The sequence below is a fragment of the Flavimarina sp. Hel_I_48 genome (assembly GCF_000733945.1).
In the GTDB taxonomy this organism is placed as follows: domain Bacteria; phylum Bacteroidota; class Bacteroidia; order Flavobacteriales; family Flavobacteriaceae; genus Leeuwenhoekiella.
Genome location: NZ_JPOL01000002.1, coordinates 183,591 through 209,883, shown reverse-complemented (window position 1 = coordinate 209,883; position 26,293 = coordinate 183,591). Strand labels below are relative to the sequence as shown.

General features: G+C 39.3%; 18 protein-coding genes and 1 other RNA gene. 8 read left to right on the top strand and 11 right to left on the bottom strand.

The features are described from left to right. Positions 1 to 181 precede the first annotated feature (181 nt). Complete coding sequence (locus tag P162_RS01155) at positions 182 to 2,392, top strand: response regulator (RefSeq protein WP_031425359.1); 2,211 nt, start codon at positions 182 to 184, stop codon at positions 2,390 to 2,392. Positions 2,393 to 2,502: 110 nt separating this feature from the next. Here P162_RS01155 and P162_RS01150 read toward each other — a convergent pair whose 3' ends face one another. Further along, a complete protein-coding gene (locus P162_RS01150; RefSeq protein ID WP_035916724.1) occupies positions 2,503 to 3,795 on the bottom strand; it encodes a carboxypeptidase-like regulatory domain-containing protein in 1,293 nt (430 codons plus the stop codon). 118 nt (positions 3,796 to 3,913) lie between these two features. Here P162_RS01150 and P162_RS01145 point away from each other — a divergent pair, with 118 nt between their 5' ends. Further along, positions 3,914 to 4,696 carry a hypothetical protein gene (locus P162_RS01145; protein ID WP_081868352.1) on the top strand — a complete coding sequence of 261 codons (783 nt, stop codon included), beginning with the start codon at positions 3,914 to 3,916 and terminating at the stop codon, positions 4,694 to 4,696. Positions 4,697 to 4,763: 67 nt separating this feature from the next. Here P162_RS01145 and P162_RS01140 read toward each other — a convergent pair whose 3' ends face one another. Then, complete coding sequence (locus tag P162_RS01140) at positions 4,764 to 5,054, bottom strand: hypothetical protein (protein WP_031425356.1); 291 nt, start codon at positions 5,052 to 5,054, stop codon at positions 4,764 to 4,766. Between the two features lie 194 nt (positions 5,055 to 5,248). Between P162_RS01140 and P162_RS01135 the strand changes: the two genes are divergently transcribed. Both P162_RS01135 and P162_RS01130 read left to right on the top strand, forming a co-directional pair. After that, entirely contained in the window at positions 5,249 to 10,228 is a 4,980-nt protein-coding gene (locus P162_RS01135) for a translocation/assembly module TamB (RefSeq protein WP_031425355.1), read from the top strand. Next, positions 10,218 to 12,536 (top strand): BamA/TamA family outer membrane protein, encoded by a 2,319-nt coding sequence (locus P162_RS01130; protein ID WP_241077716.1) that lies wholly within the window; start codon positions 10,218 to 10,220, stop codon positions 12,534 to 12,536. The genes P162_RS01135 and P162_RS01130 overlap by 11 nt, the downstream gene beginning before the upstream one ends. Positions 12,537 to 12,601: 65 nt before the next feature. Here P162_RS01130 and P162_RS01125 read toward each other — a convergent pair whose 3' ends face one another. The 4 genes from P162_RS01125 to P162_RS01110 all read right to left on the bottom strand — a co-directional run bounded on the left by P162_RS01125 (position 12,602) and on the right by P162_RS01110 (position 16,485). After that, the gene (locus tag P162_RS01125) at positions 12,602 to 12,922 is read right to left on the bottom strand and encodes a gamma-glutamylcyclotransferase family protein (protein WP_035916722.1); all 321 of its coding nucleotides are present in this window, start codon (positions 12,920 to 12,922) and stop codon (positions 12,602 to 12,604) included. Positions 12,923 to 13,010: 88 nt separating this feature from the next. Beyond that, positions 13,011 to 13,664 carry a hypothetical protein gene (locus P162_RS01120; RefSeq protein WP_031425352.1) on the bottom strand — a complete coding sequence of 218 codons (654 nt, stop codon included), beginning with the start codon at positions 13,662 to 13,664 and terminating at the stop codon, positions 13,011 to 13,013. A 126-nt stretch (positions 13,665 to 13,790) separates the two neighbouring features. Beyond that, entirely contained in the window at positions 13,791 to 15,299 is a 1,509-nt protein-coding gene (locus tag P162_RS01115; RefSeq protein WP_241077715.1) for a hypothetical protein, read from the bottom strand. Positions 15,300 to 15,402: 103 nt separating this feature from the next. After that, positions 15,403 to 16,485: a glutaminyl-peptide cyclotransferase gene (locus P162_RS01110; RefSeq protein WP_241077714.1), complete on the bottom strand. Its 1,083-nt coding sequence runs from the start codon at positions 16,483 to 16,485 to the stop codon at positions 15,403 to 15,405. Between the two features lie 63 nt (positions 16,486 to 16,548). Between P162_RS01110 and ffs the strand changes: the two genes are divergently transcribed. From ffs to fsa, 3 genes are all read left to right on the top strand, one after another. Next, an RNA gene (ffs, locus tag P162_RS01105) (signal recognition particle sRNA small type) lies at positions 16,549 to 16,647 on the top strand. Between the two features lie 80 nt (positions 16,648 to 16,727). After that, positions 16,728 to 17,531 (top strand): SDR family oxidoreductase, encoded by an 804-nt coding sequence (locus tag P162_RS01100; protein WP_031425349.1) that lies wholly within the window; start codon positions 16,728 to 16,730, stop codon positions 17,529 to 17,531. A gap of 133 nt (positions 17,532 to 17,664) precedes the next feature. Beyond that, positions 17,665 to 18,324: a fructose-6-phosphate aldolase gene (fsa, locus tag P162_RS01095; RefSeq protein WP_031425348.1), complete on the top strand. Its 660-nt coding sequence runs from the start codon at positions 17,665 to 17,667 to the stop codon at positions 18,322 to 18,324. Between the two features lie 254 nt (positions 18,325 to 18,578). Here fsa and P162_RS01090 read toward each other — a convergent pair whose 3' ends face one another. Then, the gene (locus tag P162_RS01090) at positions 18,579 to 20,000 is read right to left on the bottom strand and encodes a TlpA family protein disulfide reductase (RefSeq protein ID WP_164076169.1); all 1,422 of its coding nucleotides are present in this window, start codon (positions 19,998 to 20,000) and stop codon (positions 18,579 to 18,581) included. 157 nt (positions 20,001 to 20,157) lie between these two features. On the opposite strand from P162_RS01090, the gene P162_RS01085 reads away from it, so the two are divergent. Continuing rightward, the gene (locus P162_RS01085; RefSeq protein WP_031425346.1) at positions 20,158 to 21,783 is read left to right on the top strand and encodes an ABC-F family ATP-binding cassette domain-containing protein; all 1,626 of its coding nucleotides are present in this window, start codon (positions 20,158 to 20,160) and stop codon (positions 21,781 to 21,783) included. A gap of 156 nt (positions 21,784 to 21,939) precedes the next feature. Here P162_RS01085 and P162_RS01080 read toward each other — a convergent pair whose 3' ends face one another. The 4 genes from P162_RS01080 to P162_RS01065 form a co-directional block, all read right to left on the bottom strand. Next, the gene (locus P162_RS01080) at positions 21,940 to 22,446 is read right to left on the bottom strand and encodes a putative signal transducing protein (RefSeq protein WP_051907717.1); all 507 of its coding nucleotides are present in this window, start codon (positions 22,444 to 22,446) and stop codon (positions 21,940 to 21,942) included. 2 nt (positions 22,447 to 22,448) lie between these two features. Beyond that, positions 22,449 to 23,171 carry a hypothetical protein gene (locus P162_RS01075; protein ID WP_031425344.1) on the bottom strand — a complete coding sequence of 241 codons (723 nt, stop codon included), beginning with the start codon at positions 23,169 to 23,171 and terminating at the stop codon, positions 22,449 to 22,451. A 71-nt stretch (positions 23,172 to 23,242) separates the two neighbouring features. After that, positions 23,243 to 25,669 (bottom strand): phenylalanine--tRNA ligase subunit beta, encoded by a 2,427-nt coding sequence (pheT, locus tag P162_RS01070; RefSeq protein WP_031425343.1) that lies wholly within the window; start codon positions 25,667 to 25,669, stop codon positions 23,243 to 23,245. A 190-nt stretch (positions 25,670 to 25,859) separates the two neighbouring features. Then, entirely contained in the window at positions 25,860 to 26,207 is a 348-nt protein-coding gene (locus P162_RS01065) for a hypothetical protein (RefSeq protein ID WP_031425342.1), read from the bottom strand. Positions 26,208 to 26,293 lie beyond the last annotated feature (86 nt).

Sequence of the window (26,293 nt, the reverse complement as noted above, 5' to 3'; positions counted from 1 at the left end):
GAAGTAATATATATATTGTCTATAAACAACTATGGTAATTTTTTTAAAACTTACAGCTATAAAAATTACTTTTCATCGATAAATTGATATATTTGCTGCAATAAATTCTTATGATTTTTCTAGTAGTACTTCATTGATAGCTCGCATTTGTAATTTACGTTTCCTTCTGTTAAAACTAGTATTGATTCTTCTCACCGGTGGAATTTTTGCTCAGGATAATACTATAGCTAATTGCGATTCTCAGAAGCTTGATAGACTATATGAAGAGAGTATGCAGGCTATAAATAGTAAAAACTACGATAGCGCTATTTCAAAATCCCTTGAAATTATAAAAGGTGCGGAAAAAGCCAATTGTTATAAGTACCTTCACGATGCATATAGAACGCTTAGCGTTAGTCACATTGACTTAAGAGATACGGTCCCTGCCAAACTTTATGCCAACAAAGCATTATCTTATGCAGAGCTTGCCAAAAATGATACCCTACTGGTAAGTGCTTATAATAATCTTGCCACTTTTTATACCTATAATAAAAAGGATTATTCTAAGGCAATGATTTTGTATGAGAAATCTCTCAAAATTGCTAGTGGAATAAAAGATGGGCAATTTCTGAATGGCGCTTTGAATCTTGCCGAGCTGTATAAAATGATGGGAAAGTATAAGGAAATTCCCAAATATCTCAATATTGCTGAAGGCAGTTTAAATGAATTTAATATACAATTTGATGATCCCCGTATTTATTTGGATATGGAATGGGGAGATTATTATTATCATGAAGATCAAAAGAAGCTTGCCCTTAAACATTATGATCAAGCCTTTAAGCGAGTTGAAGAGGATAGTTTGAGACGATTAGCTATAGAGTTTTACGAGCGTTATGCCGAACGTCTAAAGGAGGAAAATGATTACCAAAAAGCCTATGAAGTTCAAAAAAAGCTTTTAGCATATGAGATTGAGGCGACACGCATTGAAAATAATAAAAGTCTTCTCTCCTCAAAAGCGAGGGCTGATAGGGAAGAACTCAAAAGACAGCAAAATGAAGCAAAATTGCATGAACAGCTTGCAGATCAACGTCTAAAGCGAAAAAACACTGAAGGAATTTTATTAGGAATACTTTTAGTTTTGCTCCTTATTTTTATGGGTTATTTTTTCATGAGCACAAGATCTAGAAAGTCGCTTATAATCAGCTTGAGGAGAAATAATATAGCTCTAAAAAGGGCTAAGGAAGAAGCAGAGCGAAGCAGTGCTGCAAAAGCCCGTTTTTTTTCTACGCTTAGTCATGAAATGCGTACACCGCTTTATGGAGTGACTGGAATAGTCTCGCTTCTTGAAAATAGCCCGAGTTTTAATAGTAATCGTGAAGAACTAAGTTCTTTAAAATTTAGTGCAAATCATTTATTGGATATTATCAACGACCTGCTTGATATCTCAAAGTTGGATAATGAAACTTTCGAACTTCAGAACAGACCTTTTAACCTAAGGAATCTAATCAAAGAAATTGTGAATTCCCTTGATCAATATGCCATTGATCAAAGGAGTTTGATTCATTTAGAAGTTAGTCCATCTGTTCCTAATTATCTCATAGGGGATTCTAGACGACTCTCTCAGGTATTGTTGAATATTTTGAGTAATTCAATGAAATTTACTAAAAACGGGGATATTTGGATAAAAATCGATAGCACGAAGCTAGAATCTGGACCCTATACTATAAATTTTTCTATAGAAGATAATGGTATGGGAATGGACGAAAAATCACAGAGTGTTATATTCAACGAATTTAGCCAGTTAGATAGTGAATCGTATGATCCCGATAGAATGGGTACAGGTTTAGGGCTACCTATAGTAAAGAAAATACTGGAAAAGATGAAATCTACCATTCACCTGGAAAGTGAAAAGGATTCTGGAACTCATTTTGAATTTAATATTGATTTTGAGGAAGCAACCCTTTTGGATGTTATTGATTTCAGTTCGTCTCAAAAAAGTAAGTCACAAAAAAATAAGGAATACAATATCAGTGGTTCTTCATTTTTGATTGTAGATGACAATAAAATCAATAGAATGGTCACCAGTAAAATTCTTAAAGAGCGCGGTGCAAAAACAGGCGAGGCAGCCAGTGGGGAAGAGGCTATTGAGAAAATTAAGTTAAACAAATACGATCTGATCCTAATGGATATAAATATGCCTGGGATGAATGGCTTTGAAACTACTCAAGCGTTGCGGGAACAACATATTAAAGTACCTATAATTGCGCTTACTGCCGCAGATGCTTCCTATATGGAAAAAATGGTTAAAACGCACGGTATGAATGGTGCCATTATTAAACCTTATAGTATGGAGGAATTTATGCGGGTGATTTCACAACATTTACCATCTGATACTAAAACTATTAGTATTTAATCTTTTTTAGCTATTGTTTTCCAGATTTAAAATTGAATTGCATCAACAACAAAGTAAAGAATGGTTGTTTTTATAACCGAAACTTCATAAAATAATAATTGTCAATTCATTTATTTTTTGAGCTGTCGCTGTATTTTTTCTATTGCAGACTGTATGGATTTATCAGGCTCAATAACGTTATAGGAACCCCAGAAATTAGGGTCTGAAAAGCCTGATGCTTCGTCAGCGAGAATGCTTCGGGAATTAAATTTTTCATCTGCCTGTAACGCGAGCGCATTGGTTTCCTTTTGCCAGTCTGTGATCAGCATTTCACTGTTTATACGGTAGCGGGAGTTAAACAATTTGCCTTTCCAGTCAATTACAAATTCCAATTGGATATTACTGTATCCATAATACCATTTGCCATCTTTTTCACGATAATCAACGCGGTAATTGGCAACTACTGGCTCTACATCCACACGGTACGGCTTCTTTCTTACAAATAATTCTTTTGCGAGTTCTTCGTTCTCAAGATTAAGGCTATAGATAGCGCTCGTGAGCGCTTGACTTTCGGCGTCTATAAATAATTTACCGTAGTATAACGGATCGGTTATTCGCTTTTTCTGTTCAAAATTGACTACGTAAATCAATTTATCATCGATTTGAGTAGAAGGGCCGAAGCTAAAATCATAACTTGAAATCAAATCTGGAGTAAAGAAATACTCGGGATATTTAATCACATCCGCATAAAGCGCATTGAAAGGGCCACCTTCAAGTTTGAGCGCCAGGGTGTCCAACTTATTGTAATCTGTTTGTTTTCTGGCTTTGTAGAGCTTAACGCGGTCACTTCCACCACGGGAATATGGTTTTTTATCAACGTTGACTACTGCTTCCGCAAGGGAAACGGGAGTACGGCGCTTCTTGATGGTCTCGCGGTAAAATGCGGTCATATAGGATTCTGAGCTTAAATAATTGTCATCCCGACTACTAAAAACAGATCGGACTAAATTTTCTGCACTGCTGGGTCTTTTAACATTGACTTCAGCTAGCTGTGTAGCCTGCGGCTGAAGTTCAATTACCGTATTGGCAGGAAGGAATTCTGATATGATTATGATCAATGTTTCATATCCCACGGCACTTATCTGTACTTTCGCTTTAGGTCGGTTTTGGGGAGCCTTAAGGGAAAATTCCCCATCACTGTTTGTCAATGATGCAATATTTGTTCCCTGTATGGTAAGGCTTACAAATGCTATAGGATCTTCGGTAAGAGCGTCGCGAACCGTCCCTTTATATTCCGTATAACTGGTATCTTGCGCTAAACCTTTCGGCATGGTTATAAGCAATCCCAAAAGAAGCAAAAAATAGTATTTTCTGTAGGATCGGGGCATAAGTATACCAAGTTTAAGTATAAGGATTGATTTCATAGTAGCAATTTTTAACTTGTTTTAAGATAGTCAATTAAGTTGATAGAAGGGTGTATTTCCTAAAAATAATTTTGTTGGCACAATTGCTGTATATAGACATTTCGAAAATGACTAAGATTTGGATTATTTACGGCATTTTAGCCTTTATTATCACAGTAAATTGTCACAATACGGTAATTTTACCGTTAGTATACAGGATATGATTTTAATACCATTTAAATATTTTTTGAATAAAGGTTTGCCCCTGCTATTTTTCTTAATGGCTTGCGGGCCGTTGCTGGCACAAATCGATAATAACAGGGGCTCGTTTAAAATTCCTGCTAAAATTGACACTTCAAAGGCTAATAATCCTGAAAAAAACAAAGAAAATGAGCTAAAAATGCCCATTTCGAGCGATTATCCTCTATTGCCAAAAGCTGCTCCCGTATTGCGCAACCCCCTCGAAGATCAACAATTCCATATGCAAAAGCAAGAACAATTTGCTGATAATGGTGTGGGGTATACCCGGGAGATGAACAGGCGGCAGCAGGGGTTACAGGCAGATAATCAGCCGGGTAATCAAACAGATCAGGATCTGGGAACCTTTAAAAGCGGTTCTAAATTCGTGAAGATCATGTGCCGTGACTTTTCTTATGTAGATGGGGACAAGGTTAGTGTACTGGTCAATGACGAGGTGGTACAATCCCTAATTGTTTTAACAGGTACGTTTAAAGGATTTAACCTGGACCTTAAACCAGGGTTTAATAAAATCTCATTTAAAGCGCTAAATCAGGGTTCTTCAGGACCTAATACCGCACAATTCGTAATATATGATGATATGGGTTCCGTTATCTCCTCTGATGAGTGGAATCTCCTTACCGGCGTAAAAGCAAATATTGTCATTGTTAAAGAAGATGAATGAGAAGTATCACTCTTAGGTATAAAAAAAGCGGCAAGTTGCCGCTTTTTTCGTTTTATTCTAAAGGGTATTAGAGCTTGCCATCCTGTTCTTCCAGATTGTTCTTGCTTGAACCTCCCTGACTGTGAACTTTATTTTCTTCATCATTTATAAGGTTACCGCCACCGCGTTTTGCACTTTGTCTGCCGGGGACATCAAGATCGCTACCCGCAAAATCCACTTTTTTGGACCGGTTACGCAGTTGATCGTCCACTCCGCCATCCTTATGCAGGTTTTCCTGATCAAGCATTTTTTTCTCTTCGGGAGTTAAGTCAGAATTATATTTTTGTTCGGTTTTTCCTTTGCCTTTTTCAGTAGTCATAATTTAAGTTTTCCTAAATTTAAATGAGCATCATGGTTTGTACAATTATTTAACGCTTACCCTGGTAAAATATAACAGCATTTTAGTATTCAATAAAGGGCCGAGGGCGTTATTAATATTATTTTAGCAGCTTGTTAGATAGCACTCCAAGCTTAAACTGCATGAATTAAAAATGGTGAAAAGCACCCTGCACATTGAAGAATAAAAAACAACGCTTTCTTAAAATCGCGAAGATACTGGGAAAAATCCTTGGGGTCATTTTCTTATTGATCCTATTGTTAATCCTTTTTATAAGGAGTCCCTGGGGACAGGATATTATAACCAATAAGGTCGTTTCCTATGTGTCTGACAAAACAAATACGGAAGTTCAAATAGAAAAACTTTACATCACATTCTCTGGCGATATACTTTTAAACGGACTTTACCTTGAAGATACGAAGGGGGATACCCTTGTTTATTCCAGACATTTAGAAGCAGACATCCCTATCTGGCCCATTGTGAGCGGCGGTGGTATAGGTGTTGATAATCTGAAATGGGAAGGTGTACGCGCACACGTGTATAGAAAAGATTCTGTTAAAGGTTTCAACTATAAGTTTCTTATAGATGCCTTTGCAGCTCAGGATACCATCACTACAACACGGGCAGATACCTCGAGCATGGCCCTTAGTTTAGGGACTTTTGCACTTGCAGACATACAACTGGATTATAATGACGCTGTTAGCGGAATGAAAGCTGATCTGAAACTGGGCCGCCTTGACCTGGAAATGGAAGAAACAGATCTGGAGAACATGCGTTTTGCAGTGGGAAGTGCCCGACTCGAAAACACCACAGCTGCATACACTTTAGCGAAACCCTTGCCGGAAACACCGCCCACAGACGCACCTTTGCCCAGTATTTCGGTTGAACTTCTGGAGTTGAATAACGTGGGGGCAAATTATGAATCCGTTCCTGATGGATTGCTCGCTGATCTTTTTATTAATGAATTCCAACTGGAACTTCCTGCTGCTAATCTTGCCGAAAATAAAATTGAAGTAGACGGTCTGGCGCTTAAAAAATCGCAATTCAACATTGAACGTACCGTAAAATCTGCCGATTCCACCTCAAAATCTACCGAAAATGACGTAAAAACGTCTTTTGTTTGGCCAGATTTTGATATAAAAGTTGGTTCTATTGATTTTGAAAACAACATGATCAGCTATACGGTAAACGATGCGGTAGCTACGCCACAAAAATTTAATCCAGACGCCATTCAGGTAACTGGTTTTACATTGCAGGCGCAGGATATCTCTTATGCGGAGCAGAAGGCTTCCTTAAAATTGGAGCAATTTACTTTTTCCGAAGCGTCTGGGATAAAGCTGGATCAGCTTGCATTTGATGCTCGCGCAACCGATGAGCAAATAACTATTGAGGACCTTTATTTAAGTTTAGGCCAGAATACGTTAGATGGAAAAGTGGCTTTGCACTATGAAACATTAGGCCAATTTATCGAAAACCCGGAAAGCGGAGCGCTTCAGCTTGACATAAACAAACTAAGCCTGGATGTGGCTACTGCTTTTGATTTTCAGCCAGAACTGCGCAAAAACCCTTATTTAAAAGCTCTTGCAAAACAGCCGGTTACCGGTGAGGTGCGAGCTTCCGGAAAACTTTCTGAACTTCAAATTCCGAAATTTGAGCTCAACTGGGGCAATGGAACTTCAATAAACGCGAATGGTGTGGTTTATAGCGCAACAGATCCCGATAAATTGCGGTACGATTTTCCTAAAATTCGGGTAAAAATGGCAAAAAAGGACCTTTTACGCTTCGTAAACGAGGATTCTTTAGGGATTTCCATTCCGCAGGATATTGCTTTAAATGCTGACGTTGCCGGGACGACAGAGCAGGTGGACGCGCAGGCAAACCTGAACACCAGTTCTGGAACTATTGCTATGGATGTTAAGGCCGCCATTGGCGATGCATTGGCATTTGACGGGAAAGTAAATGTAGATTCACTACAGCTGGGCCAGATTCTCAAAAATGACCAGATGGGAGCATTGACATTAAGAGTGGATGCGCAGGGGAGTGGTAGTGATCTTAGCACGTTAGACGCTCAGCTGAACGCAGTGGTTGAGACTCTAGAACTGAACAATTATGCAATAAAAGACCTACAGATAAAGGGAAACCTTAAGAATGGCGAGGGCGATATTGCTTCAAGCTATAAGGATGATAATCTGAATGCAGACCTTAAAACCCACGTTATCCTTGATACCGCAAGCGTACAGGCTAAAATTGATCTGGATGTAATAGGCGCAGATTTACAAGCGCTGAGTCTCTCCTCCAGAAGTGTGAAAAGCGCCCTTAAGCTTACCGCCAACTTTGAAGGCGATGCCGAAAATTATGCTGTGAATTCACAGATTACAGAAGCGGTGGCGGTTTATGACAACAAATCCTACCTTTTTGGGGATATGGATATCAAAGCTTTTGTGAAGCCAGATACTACTTCCGTAGATATCGCAAATCGTATGCTGGACCTTCATTTAGAATCAAATACAGATCCTGCTACTTTTACCAGCGCAGTGCAGCGTCATATCATAACCTATCTTACAGATTCACCACGAACGGATACACTTACAAATCCCGTAAAAATTAAATTGAGAGGGACCGTAAGCCAGGCACCGGTACTTACAGACGTTCTGGTAAACGGTCTTCAAGAATTGGATACGGTTAAAATACGGGCAGACTTTGATGAGCGCAACCGTAAACTTAGCGCCTCAATCAATGCCCCACACATTAATTATGGAGGTAATGTGATAGACAGTTTAGCTTTTGACATAGATTCTGATGCTGACGCGCTAAGCTTTGATTTTGGTTTGCGGGAATTACTGGCTGGACCTGTTAACATTAATAGGACAGTATTGAAAGGAAGGATCGCTGATAAGCAGCTCAATCTAGATTTCACTTCCTATGATGATGAGGAAAAACTGATCCACATGCTCTCCAGGCTCACCTGGGAAAACGAAGTCTTGCAAATCAGTATTGATCCTTCTGAATTGTTGCTGAACAAAAATCCGTGGGAAATTGATCCCAGCAACAAAATCAGTCTTGACGAAAACTTAACGCGTTTTGAAAATTTTGTACTTAGCCGAAACGATCAGCAATTGCAGATAAGCAATACGATGCCGGGCATACAAACAGACCACATAGGTATAGACTTTCAGAACTTTAGATTGGCTACTTTTTTGAGCTATCTCAATCCAGATGAAAATCTAGCGAACGGAGCGCTCAATGGTACGTTTATTATTGAAGATCCAGTAAATAGTCCAGGGCTGGTGGCAGATCTAAAGATAACGGACTTCAAAGTTATTGATGTAGCCATGGGTACACTTGCACTTCAGGCCAATTCAGAAAATGGCAGGGACTACAATTTTGACCTTGGTATAAAGGGTGGCGCGGCAGATCTGGACTTAACAGGCTCGTATATTGCAGACCCAGAAGCGGCAAAACTAGATTTAAATTTGGCCCTCAACGAAGTGAAAATGAAAACGCTTGAAGCCTTTTCCTTTGGAGAACTGGAGGAAGCTGATGGAAGTCTCTCCGGAAATATAAAAGTAGGTGGAACCACAATAGAACCTCTTTACGAAGGTGACATAACATTCAATAATGCAGGTTTTAAAGTTTCTAAACTAAATAGTGAATTCTTGCTCGCGCAGGAAGAGATCAAACTGGACAACGCGGGTATTTATTTTAAAGATTTTAAAATTCAGGACGCCAAGCAAAATGCGTTTTCAGTTGACGGCAGCGTAGGAACAGAAGATCTGCTGGTACCTACATTTGATCTTAATTTCAAAGCTCGCAATTTTCAGGTACTTTATTCCACAAAAGAGGATTTTGACCTTTTTTATGGGGATTTTAGTTTTGATGCAGATGCCAGTCTCACCGGGGATTTAAATTTACCTAAAGTCGACCTTGATTTTACGGTTGGCGAAAACACTGATTTCACTTACGTACTTCCTGCATCGCAGGCCCAAATAGAATCTATGGAAGGCGTTGTGGTATTTGTGAACAAGGAAAATCCGGATGCCATACTTACCCAGTCTGAGGAAGAATCGTATACGCTTACCGGGGTTGATGTAACGGCGCGCATAAAAGTAAATAAAGCAGCAATTTTTAATATTATAGTTGATGAGCAGACTGGTGATAACTTAAGGGTTCAGGGGGATGCAGATCTGGATTTTACCATGAACCCAAATGGTAGGATGAGCCTTACTGGAATGTATGAGATTGATACTGGCCATTATGAGTTGAGTTTGTACAACCTGGTAAAGAGACGTTTTGAACTTGCACCCGGTGGACAGGCAGTCTGGTCTGGAGATCCTTTTAATGCTGCCTTAAATGTAAGCGCTTATTACAATCTTGAAACAGCTGCTACTGGACTTATGCCGAGCAGTGGTAATGGTAATAGGTTTAAACAACAATTGAATTTTCAGGTATATCTTAATATAGATGGGGAGCTCATGCATCCTGTGATAAGCTTTAATTTGGATATGCCCAAGGATGAGCAAGGTGCAGTAGGAGGGCAGGTTTATGGGCGTGTGCAACAACTTAACCAGCAGGAAAATGAGCTCAATAAGCAGGTTTTCTCATTACTGGTACTCAATAAATTCTTCCCAGATTCTGGTAGCGATGGCTCCAGTGGAGGTACTGCAAGTATAGCTCGGGACAATCTTAATGACGCTATTTCTGATCAGCTGAATACTTTTTCAGACAAATTGCTGGGCAATAGTGGCGTTGAGCTCAACTTTGGTCTTGACAGCTATACAGATTATCAGGGCGAAGGGCAACAGGACCGTACGACACTGGATATTGCCGCACAGAAAAAACTTCTTGATGACCGGCTAATTGTTAGCGTGGGAAGCGAAGTGGATATTGAAGGAAGTCCTGCCGCAAGCGATGGCCCAAGCCCAGTCATAGGTAATGTAAGTCTTGAATATTTGCTTACCGAAGATGGCCGGTACAGTGTAAAAGGTTTTCGGCGAAATGCTTTTGAAAATGTGATTGATGGTCAATTGATCATTAGCGGGATATCGCTCATTTTTACAAGGGAATTTGACAAGTTTGATGACTTCTGGCAGGGATTATTCAGACCGAATCAGGATCAAAAAGAAAATATGGAGGAAAAACCAAAGGATGAGAACTAGAAAAACGACCTATTTTATGCTAAAATCGCTCTTTTTTAGGGGTTTTCTCTTCATTATTTTAGCAATTTCGGTAATTGTACAGGGTTGTAGCGTAGAGCAATTCATCCCTGAGGGTGAATTACTTTATGAAGGGGCAGATCTCGAAGTTGCTTCAGATACGGTACTCAAAAACAAAGCTGGTCTTGAAGGCCAACTAAAAAGTGTCCTGAGGCCAGCGCCAAACGGTAAAATTTTGGGCATGCGTCCTGGTCTGTACTTTTATTATAAAGCACAGCGTGAAAAGCCTGGTTTTATCAATAAATTCCTTAATAAAAAACTGGGCGAAGAACCGGTTTACCTATCAGACGTAGAAACCCTTGAGATGGAAAAACTACTTCTCAACCGTTTAGAAAACAATGGTTTTTTCTACAGCAACGCAACGTCTTCCGAAACTAAAGATGAAGAAAATAAGACAGGTAAAGTCAGCTATAGGGTAGATGTGACGAATCCCTATGATATTAGCAGTTATCAGGTGGTTTCTGATAGTTTACTGGTTTATCAGGATATACAGAATAAACTTGACGAGAGTATACTTAAAGAAGGGATGCGTTTTAATTTAAATGCTTTTAAGGCAGAACGTAACCGCATTGATAACCAACTCAAAAATAAAGGATACTACAATTTCAATCCCGGTTTTTTAATATTTGAAGCAGATACAAACAGATATGAGAAACGCAAGCTTGATATGTATATAAAACTTAAAAAGGATGTACCAGTCAAATCCGTGATTCCGTACAGAATTTCTTCAGTTAATATATATCCCAATTATGCCGGTGTTGAAGATACTACCTTAACTTCTCCAGATCGCTTCGCGGAAAAGAATTTTTACCAGAACGATACTTTTTTTAAACCCAAACGTCTCGATCCATTTGTCCTCATTGAAAAAGGACAGTTTTACAATCCTGAAATTTCAAAAAATACCAGTAGGAGGTTGGGTTCAATTGGGGTCTATAAGTTTATAAACATTCAATACAAAGAAAAAGATACGCTTCCCTCAGACAGCCTGGGACAATTAGAGGCCAATATTTATCTCGCCCCGCTCAATAAATACGCACTTCGTGCGGAATTGCAAGGCGTCACAAAATCTAATGGATTTGCCGGACCCACAATACAGGGAACTTTCACGAACAGGAATATCTTTAAAGGCGGTGAAACACTCAATTTATCTGCTAAAGCCGGTTATGAGATTCAAACCGGGGGCGGTGCAAATGCTACGGCCGGTAAAAGTACTTTGCTCCTCGGCGTGAATGCAGACCTGCTTTTCCCAAGGTTACTATTCCCCATAAATATTAATGAAGACTGGTTTGAATATAGCATCCCAAGAACAAAAGTAAGTCTGGGAGTAGATTATCTTAACAGAACAGGGCTTTACACGTTGCTCTCTGGCACTTCTACTTTTGGATATGTATGGCAGGCAAACAAATACGTCTCGCATGAAATGAATCCTATTTCCATTAATTATGTGAACCTGGCGAAGACCACACCGGAGTTTAAAACTATTTTAGATAATAATCCTTTCCTCAAAGCGAGTTTTGATCAGCAGTTTATTTCAGGTCTAACCTATTCCTTTACCTATAACGGTATGGTAGATACCGGTAATACGCATCAGTTTTACGCAAATATCAATTTTGACACTGCAGGAAACAGTTTAGGTCTAATAAGTGGTAGTTCTAGTGGTGAGCCTAAAAAGTTTATAGGACTTGAATTTGCACAGTATGCAAAAATAGATGGTGATTTTAGATACCATTTTAATTTTGGTAAGGACCAGAAAATCGCAACACGTCTCTTCGCGGGTATTGGCGTGCCTTACGGAAATTCTGATGTACTACCGTATACAAAACAATACTTTTCCGGTGGACCTTATAGCGTAAGGGCGTTTCAGATCCGTTCGCTGGGACCTGGTACGTATAAACCTACAAAGGAAGGAACCGTAAGTTCTTTCTTTGATCAAACGGGTAATATGCGTTTAGAGGCAAATATTGAGTACAGATTCCCAATTTTTGGGATTGTGAAAGGCGCTTTTTTTGGTGATGCAGGTAATATTTGGAATACCAGCAATAGTGGTCCTGATGAAGGTAAGTTTACCAGCGACTGGTTTAACCAACTAGGGATAGGCGTGGGAACGGGAATTCGTATTGATATACAAAGTTTTGTAATTCGTTTTGACCTTGCTGCACCTATACATGATCCCAAGCTTGATAAAGGTCAGCGGTGGGATTTTAATCTCAACCAGCCCGTATTCAATTTTGCGATAGGATATCCATTTTAAGAATCAATTAATACCAATTGATCTATTTTACTGGATGGTGGCAACTTAGGAATTGCTATTAGAATTTAATCTATAGGAGCAATATAGCACCAGGCTATTACTCCAGAAACCAATTGTACCGGCCTGCGTATGTAGGATTTTCCTTCGTAGGCATCAGTCATCTTGAGTTCAGTATCAGAAATATGCACTACCTTTCCATCAATTGTATCATGGGGGTCACCGGTGAATTTGAGAATAGGGTAAAGAGTACCATTGCGATGATCCTGAATACAAATCTGATCTTTGCGATACGCAGTCAGTTGATCTGCGCGCATGGGAATAATTCTTTTAAATAAGCTTAATTGAACAGTAGGATTTATTAGCGTTCCGTAGATAAAAAGATTCATTTCCTCAATTTTGACAATTAAGAACTGATAATAGAAGAATGTAATCTAGAAGTAACTCTTGCAATAAATAAAATAAAACATTTCTATTTTATTCTCCGAAAACTATTCGTGCTTCTTGAGTGCTTTCCTCTGTATGCGATAAATCCTCAGGTTGTCTAGAAGATAAGTTTAGCAGGATATTAGAATTTGGAACTACACTATGAAAATTGCCTTTATTGTCAGCACCAATTCCATCTATTAATATTGTTTTACTATCTCCTGATCTCAATTTAAAATCGTACGTATAAGAATAAGTGTTTGAGGCGAAAGGATCACCACTTGTTTTTGCGGACTCTTCAAGGATAACAGGATACCATTTATCAGCAGTTCCTATTTCAATTTCTGAACGTTTGGGAGTAAAATTATCCAGACTACCATCAACGGCAATTTTTAAAGTGTCAGTCGTTGTAAGTGGACGATCTATCCATATAGTATGCACTTTACAGGATTCACAATCTCTACCATTTTTACTGGAAGCAATAGGATCGCCGTTTAAATATGCTTGTTCAACATCAAAATCCTCGTGTAACATAAAGGACATTTTTGGGCTGTCAACAGTAATATTTGTTAGTACGTATGAAGCAGTAAGGGATTTCTTTTTCAGAAGAATTGTCACATCACCAGAGAGGTGTGTATTTTCCTGTGATTGACAGATCGTAGCAAATAATATAAATAATGCTGTAAAGACTAATTTGGGGCTCATAGTTCTTAATTTACAGCGAATGTAAAGAACTGTAATCAAGTTGTTTGCTATTACTGCATATTTAAGCCAAAGGATAAGAATTGCTCGCTGAAATGCGATATTAAATTTAGTTTTAACAGTTTTGCTTTACATTTTATGCTTAAAAATAATGCTTTCATAGGCGCCAATGTCTGGATTCCCGGTACGTGGAATGCCTAAAATATCAAAAGGAACCGTTGCTGCAGCTTCAGGAAGTGCAGTTCCATTTGCAGGGGAATCTTCACCTATGCGCAGGTCATTTGAAAGTGCATTCTTGAAGAGTGGATCGCTACTAATAATTACGCCCATATATTTGGTGGTATCACCAAAATCGTATAAATCAGTTCCAGTTAAATCCTGAAAAGGATCATCAAAACGAAGGAGGCAATTTGTAAAAGTATAATTAAAAGCGGCTTGTTCTACAGCTTGTAATTGTAGCTCTTCACTACGATTCCCAGAGATAACACAGTTGATAAATTTGGCCTGTTTAAGGTCCGCCGCAAGCGCCCCGGCTTCCGTAGGGACAAAATTACTGATTTGCAATGCAGCTGCCTGTCTAAAGCCCTGTTGTAAATAGTTTACAATTGTCGCGTGTTTAAATGTATAGCTTCCGCCAAGGGCTAGAGATAGTGCAGAAATCCCAGCGTTATTGATCACCAGGTTTTCACCGGTAACCGTGGCCGTTTGTGCCAGTAAACCAATATTAGAGCTATTGTATATCTGCGTATTGTTGATCGCAAGTGTGGGTATGCCATTACCTGCGTTAGAATCTACCAATACGCCAATAGTGGCATTTTTTATTGTGGCGTTATGGATTTCATTGTTTTTACTTCCGGCGGTGAGCCAAATCGTTCCCCACTGGCCAGGAACATCCGTATAGAGCGGCTCCAGACGATCTCCTTCAAAAATCACCTGGTTTTCCATCTTTAGTGTGTCCTGGCTCTGACTTCCATTAACTTTTAAACTTCCATTATTTCCCACTATTATGCCGCTATCCTCATGAAAATGAACGCGCGCACCCGCTTCAATGGTAAGTGTTTTTTCTGTCCCCACTGCAGCATAACCATAAATAACGTATGGTTTTTCATTTGTGAATGTGAGTTCATCATCTTCCAGTAAGAAGCCCTCTACAAGCAGTTCTTCACCTTTTGAGGATTCGCCCAGGCTCAAGGTTTCCTTAACCCCATTTGCGTCGCGTTTCGGAAATAAAAACACAGCATCCTGAACCAGGGTCACGAGTTCTACATGTTGTTCATTGGCACCATTATCAAAAGTGATGGCATCTGTATAGAGTAGGGAGGTGCTGTCGTTAGTAAAAGTGTTATAATCAAGCGTGGTCTCGATGAAAATAAAAATACTGTCACGCGGTAAAATTTCCACATCATTAAAAAATTTGCCCGGCCTGCCATCTACATTGAGCCTGTACCGGGATTCTTCACCGCGCGCCAGGCCAAGGGTGGGAATATTGATCAGGGAATTACCCCTGTTGTATACCTTGAGCGTGTATGTGCTGCTGCCTACGTTTGTAAAAACTGTATCCAGATACACCGTATCCCTCGAAAATTCCAGGTTTCCAGTGGATGCGGTAGATTCAAAATCATCCCTGCACGAACTCAACGTTACAAGGGTAAGTAGGAGTATGGCAACTATAAAAAATTGAAGGAAATTGATTTCAAAGGTAGAATTTAAGGTGAAATAGACCGTTTATAGGCTTTTTGAGCTATTTTTTAACCACTTTTATTTCAAATAAGGTATTCCAGTGCTTGCCGGTCACAAAAAGCGTTTGACTTTCGGGATTGTAGGCGATGCCGTTGAGAACCTCATTTTGTTTGTCGAGCCCGGATTGTACTTGTTCTTTTAATGGACGCAGGTCAATCACCGCTTCGATAGCGCCAGATTGTGGATCAATAATGCTAATGCCGTCATTGCCATAGGTATTGCCGTAAATTTTGCCATCTACCCATTCCAGTTCATTATATTTAGAACGCAAAGCCTTGTTGTCAACAACTTCTATATGTCCGGTTTCGGAAAGGTTTTCAGGATCCAGCAGCCAAATTTTAGTTGTTCCGTCAGATTTATAAACCGTGCTTCCATCATTACAAAGCCCCCAACCCTGCTTGCTCTCTCCATAGGCAAACGAACCTGTTTTTTGAAAATTTTCCAGATCGTAGATAAAACCTTCCCCTTCACGCCAGGTCAACTGAATGAGCCGGTCATCTATAATGGTAAGACCTTCGGCAAAATAGTTGTCGTCCAGTTTTATCTCCTTTTCGATGTCGCCGGTCTTATAATCTACCTTCAGCAACTTGCTTTTACCGTATTCACCGGCGCTTTCATATAATGAACCCTCATGAAATTCCAACCCCTGCGTATAGGAAGTTACAGCATGCGGATAAGTTTTCACGATTTCAAAACCGTAGAGTTGGGGAGCTTTATCAGCAAGTACGGTAACAAATTTGCTAATCGTATCGGTTTTGCCTTCAGAAAATAGGGTAGCGGTAAGTTTCTTTTTACCCAAGCGTTCTGAAGATACTTTGGTTTTTATGGTGGAAATGTCATTTTTTCGATCTAAAATCACCCCGTCAAGGCGATAAACTACCGAATCCAACGTCGCATTCTTATCCGGCTGAAGCGAAATTTCAAGGACTTGGCCTTTGTTTAAGGCGTCATTTTTGGCATTGAGGACGAGTTTGAATTTTTTTCCGAGGTCTTTTCCGTTTCCGCAGGAAAAAAGTATAAGACTTAAAATAAACAGAGCCAGTAATTTAGTAAAGCGCATGAGGTAGTAATAATTTTTTGACAAGATAAATCTTTAAATTCAGTTTAAAAAATAAGGCAGAAACATGATCTTTTTCTATATTTGCACCGGCAAGTCCTACACAACCAGCTCCTGTCGAATCCCCCAGGGTGGGAACGCAGCAAGGGTAGATGGTCGTAGCGGTGTGATGTAGGTAGCTTGCCATTTTTTGTGCGCTAAAGTCAAGGATTTTTCAGTGTGTTAGAAGCGCAGGCCACTATTAAACTACCTACTCTAAACTTTTTACAATGGCTGAAGTAGTACTTATAACAGGAGCATCTTCAGGGATAGGAAAGGCCATTGCCGAGCATCTTGCAAAAAATAAGTACCGTGTTTATGGCACGAGCCGTAATCCCAAAGCAGAAGAAAGCAATGGCGTGCGGTTCCTCCCGCTTGATGTCACGCGACCAGAAAGTATCACAAATGCCGTGAACGAACTCCTGATCCGTGAAAAACGCATTGATTTTCTGATTAATAATGCAGGAAAGGGTATTAGCGGTCCCCTTGAGGAAATCCCGGAAAGCGAAATTAAATCCATTTTTGAAACTAATTATTTCGGTCCCATAAATCTTATAAAAGCTGTGCTTCCCATCATGCGCGAGCAACGAGCCGGGATGATAATCAATGTGACTTCCATCGCAGGGTTTATGGGCTTGCCTTTCCGCAGTGCTTATTCTGCAACAAAGGGTGCCTTAGGCCTGACCACGGAAGCACTGCGTATGGAACTGAAAGAATTCAATGTAAAACTAACCAATGTTGCCCCGGGTGATTTTGCGACCAATATTGCTGCCGGTCGTTATCACGCCCCAAGCAATGCACAATCCCCCTACGCAAAAAGTTACGGAAAATCACTTGATATGATGGATGCCCACGTAGCTGATGGCCAGTCACCAGATGTCATGGCAGATGCGGTACTGGCAATCATGAAAACGGAACAGCCTAAGGTCAATTACAAGGTGGGCGTTTTCATGCAAAAATTTTCAGTTTTCCTTAAAGGGGTGCTGCCAGGTAAGTTTTATGAGCGCTTATTACTCAACCACTATAAGTTATAAGGCTACGTTAACATTTAATTATGTTCATAAACGTTTTCTTATTATAGAATTGGCTTGTAGTTTTCCTTATTTTAAGAACAAATCGTTATTTTTACCTGAAACTTATATCAACCAATAACAAAAGATAATTAATATGAAATTTTTTATAGATACAGCAAATCTTGATCAGATTAAAGAAGCACAGGAACTAGGCGTTCTGGATGGTGTGACTACAAATCCTTCACTTATGCACAAAGAAGGTATTTCAGGTCATGATAATATTCTCAAGCATTATTCTAAAATTTGCGAAATTGTAGATGGTGATGTGAGTGCGGAAGTTACTGCAACAGATTTTGACGGGATGGTAAAACAAGGTGAAGAGCTAGCTGCTTTGCACGACCAGATCGTGGTAAAAATACCCATGATTGAAGATGGTGTTAAGGCGCTTAAATATTTTAGCGATAAAGGCATACGTACCAACTGTACACTTATATTTTCAGCGGGGCAAGCATTGCTTGCAGCTAAAGCTGGAGCAACTTACGTTTCTCCTTTTATTGGCAGGCTGGATGATATTTCTACAGACGGTCTTAACCTAATTGCAGAAATACGTATGATTTTTGACAATTATGCTTATGAAACTGAAATTTTAGCTGCTTCTATTCGTCATACCATGCATATTATTGATTGTGCAAAACTTGGTGCAGATGTAATGACCGGTGGTCTTGATAGTATTAAAGGTTTATTGAAGCACCCATTGACAGACATAGGTCTTGAGAAGTTCTTAGCAGATTTTAATGCAGGTCAAAATGCTTAATTAGAAGAATCCAATAATAAAAAAGAGCCGATATTCTCGGCTCTTTTTTTATGCTTTCAATTGAAGGTTATAGCTAATTATCAGTTTTACTTAGAAATTAAAACTCCCTGCATAATACTTTAAGGTTTCATGATCTATTAAATACTATTATAGGGAATAGAAGATCGCGTTCCCAAATGCTGTCTACTAAGATGCAAAAGTCTGCTCGAATAAGATTGCATTATAAACACTATTTTAAACCTCAAAGTTTAAATTTACTTATCATTCTTATTGAGATATCCCAATATTTCACTTTCAAAACGCGAACTGAACATATTCGCGTGGGCGTTTAGAATAATGCCGTCCTTGTCTAGAACAAGTGTTTTCACAATATTATTAATTGAAAATTCCCTTCTTGATTTGTCGATTGCATCCACAAAACGATAAGAATGGCTTTCATCAAAATTTTGATTTATTAAAATTTCCACCCACATTTCTGGGTCTATATCAAGATTGAGGTCTAGAATATCGTATTGCGGATAACGCACCCTAAGCTTTTCTGCTTTGGCATGTGCACGTATCATATGATTTCTGCTCTCTGAAGACCAGAAATAAATTATTGTTGGTTTTTTAATAAGCGAGCGTAGTGAAATTTTCTCAAAATCAGTATTGAACAAAGTTTCATCAGGAATTTGTTTCTCAGATTCAAGGTTTTGGTTACTAAGATAAAGCTCTTTAATATTTTTTTTATCAGATTCAGATTGAACAAAGTTCATATACTGGTCATACATTTCTTTGTTGCCAGCCTTATTATTGCTGTTAGAAAGGTAGTTTCGGATATTGCGGGTCATTAAGAAATTCTTAATTGCTTTATTTGTAACTAAAGAATCTATAAGTTTTATCTCTATTGTGTTGTGTATTAAGGATTGTGGGTCAAAAGGAAAATCGTGACCATACTTCTTAAAAGAAGCCTGATTGAAATAATTAAAAAGGAACCGCTGGTATGAATATAAAGACAAAAACTCTTCCTGGTTAAATGAAACATACTTCCGGTAATCGTAAAATCCCTTGGGCATAGAATGAAGTAAGTTCATTTTTGAAGAAACAAAGTTGGTAAGTGGATATACTTCCTTACGTGCGTATATATCGTAATTTATAATAGCATGGGCGATTTTAGAAAAACCTTCTCCCGCATTATGCTTATCCTGAAAATCCTCCCAACGTTTATTACGAATGAGCTGCAAAGAATCCAGGTAATGTTCAAATTTTTCTGGTGTTTTATAATAGATCGCATTATTTGCCATTTGAGCATTTTCCTTTTCATTCATTAGGAAAAGATCAATCATAAAGTTGTTTTTTGCCGCACCTATTCCCGTAAAGGTGATGCTTTCGTCAAATTCAAACGTATTTACTCTTAAAGTAACACTATCTCCAGCAGTTAGATAAACAAGTTGTCGCTCTTTATGAAGAAACTCATAAAGACCTGGAGTAAAATCAGGTATATTTAGGAGGAAACGATTTTCTTCATTCAATTCCATCTCAGCAAGGATATCATTTCCTTTTCTAAAAATCACTGAATTACCTACAGGATTGACAATGTGGCCACCAAACCAGGTACCGTACTTCGCTTTTGGGGCCTTTTCGGTACAGCTATAAAAAGAGAATGTCAATAAAAGAATAAAGAGCCTACAATACATATAAAATTTGGGGATGAAAAAACTTAAAATCAAATATAACCGCCTCTTGTAGAAGTGCTGTTAAGTCCTAGTTAAAAGCTTCTTTTTAAAAGTTAATCTTTTTTGATTCGTCCTATTTTAAGTACTTTTGCCAATCTTTTAAAAACCACCTTTACACATGTTAGCAGTATCTAATCTTTCTGTCCAGTTTGGCAAGCGCGTTTTGTTTGATGAAGTAAATACTTCATTCACACAGGGTAATTGTTATGGGATCATTGGGGCCAATGGCGCCGGTAAATCTACTTTCCTGAAAATTCTATCAGGGAAAGAGGATCCTACATCAGGTCACGTAAGCCTGGAAACGGGCAAACGTATGTCAGTTCTTGAACAGGATCACTTTGCGTATGACGATCATACGGTTCTGGATACGGTATTGCGCGGTAACAAGCCTCTTTATAAAATCAAGACCGAAATAGATGCCTTATATGCGGATTATTCAGACGAGAATGCTGACCGCATAGGGGAACTACAGGTAACATTTGAAGAAATGAACGGTTGGAACGCAGACAGCGATGCTGCAGCCATGCTCTCTAACCTGGGTATTCCCGAAGATTTACATTATACGCACCTAAAGGATCTGGACAATACGCAAAAAGTCCGTGTGCTTCTTGCACAGGCTTTGTTCGGTACCCCAGATGTACTCATCATGGATGAGCCTACAAATGACCTGGATTATGAAACCATCAACTGGCTGGAAAATTTCCTGGCCAATTATGATAATTGTGTGATCGTAGTATCTCACGACCGTCACTTCCTCGATGCGGTGTGTACCCATATTTCAGATATTGACTTTGGGAAGATCACGCATTACAGCGGTAATTATACCTTCTGGTATGAGTCCTCTCAGCTAGCGATGCGCCAGCGGGCCAATCAGAATAAAAAAGCAGAAGAAAAGAAAAAAGAACTACAGGAATTTATAGCGCGGTTTAGTGCGAATGTCGCCAAGAGTAAACAGGCCACATCGCGTAAAAAAATGATTGATAAGCTTAATATCGAGGAAATCAAACCGTCAAGTCGCCGTTATCCCGCTATAATTTTTGAACGCGAACGCGAAGCAGGGGATCAGATTTTCAATTCAGATAAACTGGCGAGTTCAATAGATGGAGAAACCCTTTTTCAAAAGGCGAGTATAAATCTTGCAAAAGGGGATAAAGTGATTTTGTTTTCCAAAGATACAAGGGCCACTACCGCTTTTTATGAAATAATCAATGGCGAGCAAAAGGCTCTTGAGGGCAAATATGAATGGGGAGTAACGACAAATCAGGCCTATCTTCCGTTAGATAATCATGGTTTTTTTGAAAATGACCTTACGCTCGTAGACTGGTTGCGTCAATATGCAAAGACCGAACAGGAACGGGAAGAAGTGTATTTACGTGGATTTTTAGGGAAAATGATTTTCTCAGGTGAAGAAGCCCTCAAAACTTCAAATGTACTTTCCGGAGGGGAAAAAGTACGTTGCATGTTAAGCCGAATGATGATGCAACGGGCGAATGTGCTTATGTTCGATGAGCCTACAAACCACCTGGATCTTGAATCGATTACCGCGATCAATAATAGTTTAAAAAACTTCAAGGGTACGCTTATGCTTACCACTAGCGATCACGAGTTTGCACAGACGGTGGGAAATCGCATCATTGAGCTTACGCCCAAAGGTATTATTGACCGTTACATGAATTTTGATGATTATATGAGCGATCCTAAAATCAGGGAACAGCGCAATGAGATGTACGCTGTGGAAGCTTAAATAGTTATTCCCCTTTTGTTATTAAAAAAGGGATTTAAAATATAAAAAACCGGTTAAATTAAACAGTTTTTATCCATTTTAACCGGTTTTTTTATGATTAATTCAGTAAAATAGACCTTAAATGCCTTGAAAACGCTAAAGAAGCGAAGGAAAATTTTACTTTCTAAAGTGATTGAATACAGTTATACTACAAAAAACAAGAATAAATCCGCTTAAAAGTATACGCCAGGTACTGATTTCTTCACCTTGTAAAAGGGGCATAAGCCGCCAGAGGGAGTAAAGTATCAGAACCACGTTCAGCAAAATATTAAAAAGGGAACGATTGGCTTTGGTATCTTTTTTAATTAAAGGTCGTTTATGATTCTTTTGAACAGTTTCTTCTTCGTCCAGCCGACTCTCAGCCGCTTGTTTTTCCAGGATTTCTGAAGGGATTTCCTCTCCTTCCATTTTTCTTTCTACAATGCGCTTGGCGCGCATAGACTCGTCCCTTTTTACGAAGATAAGGGCCTGGTTGGCATAAGAGCCACCAAAACCAGCCCGCAACTGACTGTCATGATCATTTCTAACTACAGCGGAAATTCCTTCCTCATCAAAAATATTCTTTAAGTAGTTTGCCTTTATCGCAGATCCCGTAAAAACATGCTCGTAATCAGATTCTTTCAAAATTATTGTGCTTTATCAAATTTGCTCTGCCATATCGCAGTATTAAAATTCTTGCCCGATGCAAAACCATAGAACAACACAACAGCTGCGATAGATTTAAACATAAAGAAGAATACCATGATATCCTGACTAAAGGTTTGCTCCCGCGCAAAAAGACCATCGGGTACCATCATCGTTGTCAATACGCTTGATAGGAGTATGGTAAATATAAGATTTTCGAAAGATTTAAAAGGCCACATCCTTAACTTACGAAAGGGATGTAAATCACGTCCCCATTTATGGATAAGATAAAAATAACCATTGCCCATGGGTGCAAACATAAGTGGATCGTCGGTTTTGTTCAGAACAAACATTTTTGAGGGAGCAATAATCTTAAAGCCACTTAATGGCATATCATGATCACGTTCCAGCTTTTTTATGGCGTTGATCGCTTCCTGAGGGATTTTACCCTTAAAATAATACGTGTCCAGAAACCGAAGGCGGTAATCTATACAAATCGTACGAATCGTATCTTCGTGGAAAATGCGTTCGCTCTCCAGCTGGTCAAAATCGAAAGCATTCACTTCGCCTATACCCAGGCGACTTAAAGCAGCCTTGATTTTCTCTTCCTGGGCATGATCCTGGTTCAGTATCTCATAAACCTGAGAAAGCACAGAATCTGGATCTTGTTTCCTGTCGCGCTCCCTAACCAGCTTTTGATGGACGTTTGTTCTGTTAAATAGCATTTTTTTTCTTTTTTAGCAACGTAAAGTTAGCAAAAGAACGTCTAATTCACACTACTTAAAATGCTAAAGTATTATCGCAGAGTAGCTCCCGTTTCATCTTCAAATTTTTTCCTGAAGGTGGCCATAATTTTGTCTACCTGCTTATCAGTCATTGTTTTCTTCTCGTCCTGGAACATAAAACTTACCGCGTAGCTCTTTTTTCCTTCTGGAAGACTCTTTCCTTCATAGACATCAAAGAGGTTTACGTCTTTTAAGAATTTATGATCCGCATTATTGGCAATATCATAAATCTTTGAAAACGGTACATTTTTATCCAGTAAAAGGGCAAAATCCCTTCGTACGGCAGGAAATTTAGGAATGGGCGTAAACAACGTTTTTTTGTCTGCTAACAGTGACAATATATTGTCCCAGTTGAAGATTACATAACCTACTTCCTGATCAATATCAAAACGGGCAGCGATTTTTTTTGTGACCGTACCCAGTTGAACGATTTCCTTTTTAGATATACTGAGCTGTAATCCTTCGGAAAAAATATCGTTTTTTACAGGTTTTTCGGTGGTATGCTCCAGTCCCAGGCGCTCTATTATCGCGTAGACCAGACCTTTTAAATAAAAGAAAGTCGTGGGCATGGCAGGAACCGTCCAGTTTTCCGCAGCGCGGTTACCGGTGAATAAAAGGCTTAGGCATTTTTGCTCTTCGTGCGTGCCATTGTAATTGTGATAGGTCTTACCGAATTCAAAAAACTTAAAGTTGTCCTGTCTTCGGTTCAGGTTATGGCTAACCGCTTCCAATCCCGAAAAAAGCATGCTCTGGCGCATAACGCTCAGATCATTGCTCAGGGGGTTGAGCATGCTTACGTTGTGTTCTTTCTTTAGGGATTCGGTAAGTTCTACATAGGCCGGGGAGGTGAGTGAGTTGCCCATGATCTCATAAAATCCAAGTCCGGCCAACTGATCTCCTATAATATTCTGAACACGGTAATCTTCCAGTCTGTTGCTTGACGCTATAGAGGCGTTAAGTTTTGTCTTAAAACCAATGTTGTTATAGCCATAAACCCGCAATATTTCTTCAATGACATCAACTTCACGTGTTACATCGTTTCGGTAAGGCGGGACCATCATTCCCAGGCCGCTTTCGGTAACATTAATAATTTTAATATCAAGCGATGCCAGTATAGATTTGATTGTTTCCTTTGGGATTTCTTCTCCTATGAGTTTGTAGGCACGGTCGTAGTTGAGAACAACTTGATGATCTTCGGCTTTTTTAGGGTAGATTTCAACAATATCACTGGTCACTTCACCACCGGCAATCTCCTGAATGAGCAAGGCAGCGCGTTTGAGGGCGTATTTTGTGATATTGATATCGATACCGCGTTCAAAGCGAAAGGATGCGTCTGTATTTAGCCCATGCCTTTTAGCCGTTTTTCTAATGCTTACAGGATTAAAATAGGCACTCTCCAGAAAAATGGAAGTTGTGCCTTCACTTACCCCGCTATCTTCACCTCCAAAAACACCTGCGATACACAAAGGTTTGTCAGTATCACAAATCATGAGGTCTTCCTCGTGCAGTTCACGTTCCACACCGTCAAGCGTGGTGAATTTAGTCCCGCTGGGAAGGGTTTTTACCTGTATTTCTTCGCCGTTCACTCTTGAAAGATCAAAAGCATGCAAGGGTTGGCCGAGTTCGTGCAGCACATAATTGGTTGCGTCCACGATATTATTTTTTGGCGTAAGCCCTATAGATTTTAATCTGTTCTGTAACCAGACTGGGGATTCCTTAACGTTAAGGTTTCCCAGAGTAACACCACAGTAGCGGGGAGCCAACTCATGATCTGCGACCTCTACCGTAACTTTTTGGGTACGGTTGGCCACATAAAAGGAACTGGTGGATGGGGTGATAAATTCAGAATTTAAATTGAGCTGCACCATACCTGCCCGTAAATCACGAGCAACGCCCATGTGGCTCATGGCATCTGCACGGTTAGGGGTAAGTCCTATTTCAAATACGTGATCGCTCTCTACATCATAAAGTTCAGAAAGTGGAGTGCCCGGTTCAAGGTTTTTGTCTAGTACCATGATCCCGTCGTGGCTCTTGCCAAGTCCCAATTCGTCTTCAGCGCAGATCATGCCATTGCTCTCTTCGCCACGTATCTTACCGTTTTTAATGGTCCAGGCTTCGCCTTTATCATCGTACAGCGTAGTGCCTATAGTTGCTACTGGAACTTTTTGCCCGGCGGCAACGTTATGCGCCCCACAAACAATTTGAACAGGGTCTCCATTGCCCAGATATACCGTGGTGAGTTGCAAGCGGTCTGCATTGGGATGTTTCACACAGGTAAGAACCTCGCCCACAACAACGCCTTCAAGGCTGCCTTTTATACTTTCAAAGGCTTCTATGCCTTCTACTTCCAGACCCAGATCGGTTAACAGTTCTCCTGTTTTTGCCGCATCCCAGTCTGTTTTGATAAATTGTTTGAGCCAGTTGTATGAAATTTGCATTGCTTTGTTTTAAGGCTGCAAATATAGGATTATATCCTTTTTTTCAAGGTTTTTGGGCAAGGGAACTTTAACGCTTAATTTTTAAAGAGGAGATAAAAGAAAATGTATGAAAAGAAGGATTTACTTAGAAAATCAATAAAAAATGATCTATTTAAGTAAAAAATTGCCTTTTTAGTTAAAAAATGAATATTTAATAGGTTTCAAGAACAGGTTCTTCCTTATGGAATTCAATAGGCTCCTCGTTAAGATTATTTTCAAAAGAGGTTTCCTGCTGTGAGGTTTGGTATGTATTTATAATGTGTACCTCACTTCGGGATTTGTTTTTATTCCGTATATGGAAAGAGGATTCCATTTTTCGGTTTTCTGCCTGACTTTTTCTGATTTTCTCCTTTTGATGCATCATCCATAAGTGTTGGCGGTTGTGCCATTGGTCAAGATCTGGATTTTTTTGAAAAACTGCTATTTCTTCACTTCTTTCATCTGTGGTACAGGAAGATAGCAATAGGGCAAGGATTATTATTATACTTATTATTTCCATTGGATAAAGTTTGTTTGTATAGGAGATGCGGAAATGTCAAAAGGGTTGCGTCACAAAACCAATTTTAACATTCACAGTACTACTAA